Origin of the sequence: Pseudomonas sp. RA_35y_Pfl2_P32, assembly GCF_963970735.1 — a bacterium.
Taxonomy (GTDB): Bacteria; Pseudomonadota; Gammaproteobacteria; order Pseudomonadales; family Pseudomonadaceae; genus Aquipseudomonas.
This window is the reverse complement of the sequence record NZ_CAXAQF010000152.1, coordinates 1-573: the sequence shown is the minus strand read 5'-3', so window position 1 is coordinate 573 and position 573 is coordinate 1. Positions and strand designations below refer to the sequence as shown.

General features: G+C 58.3%; 1 protein-coding gene. It reads left to right on the top strand.

Annotated elements, in window-relative coordinates:
- Window positions 1-175: 175 nt before the first annotated feature.
- Window positions 176-573: hypothetical protein (locus tag AACY45_RS27585; RefSeq protein ID WP_339548631.1), on the top strand; the 398-nt coding region annotated here is incomplete at its 3' end.

Sequence of the window (573 nt, the reverse complement as noted above, 5' to 3'; positions counted from 1 at the left end):
GGTGATTTCTGGCATCTCCCGAGAACGGTCGTTCGCGCGAGACCCGCGCCGATCGTGGCTGAGCGGTTTTGATCGAGCCGTGGCGTATCTCAAATCTGCCTCTCGTTTAGGCCAAGGATTCACATTCCCTTCTACATATGATAATGTCCTTTATCAAATGTAGGGGAAGGTTAGAATGTTGGGAGCAAAAATCGTAAGTGTCACGCCAGTCAGCGACCGGCCCGACGCTAAGCTGACCTTCGTCGCGGTCGACGATGAGCCCGGGTACCGTGACGCTGATCGGCAGCGGGAGCTGTATGGGATCGAGGCGGCGCTGAAAGCAGATGGCCGCAAGGTTCAAAGCCAAGCTTATATCCAGAAATCCGGCACTGGCACCTCGTGGCTGACCGGCGACTTTCTCCTGCACCTATCGGCACTTGGGACACCAGTCGGCGCGCTGGTCGGATCGTGGATTACGGCGCGGCTCGGCCGAAAAGTGCGGATCAAAGTGGGCGATATTGAGGTGGAGGCGGCGACGGTGAAGGAAGCCGAGACGCTGATCGAGCGGGCCAGGGCGATTAAAGCGGAACAGGA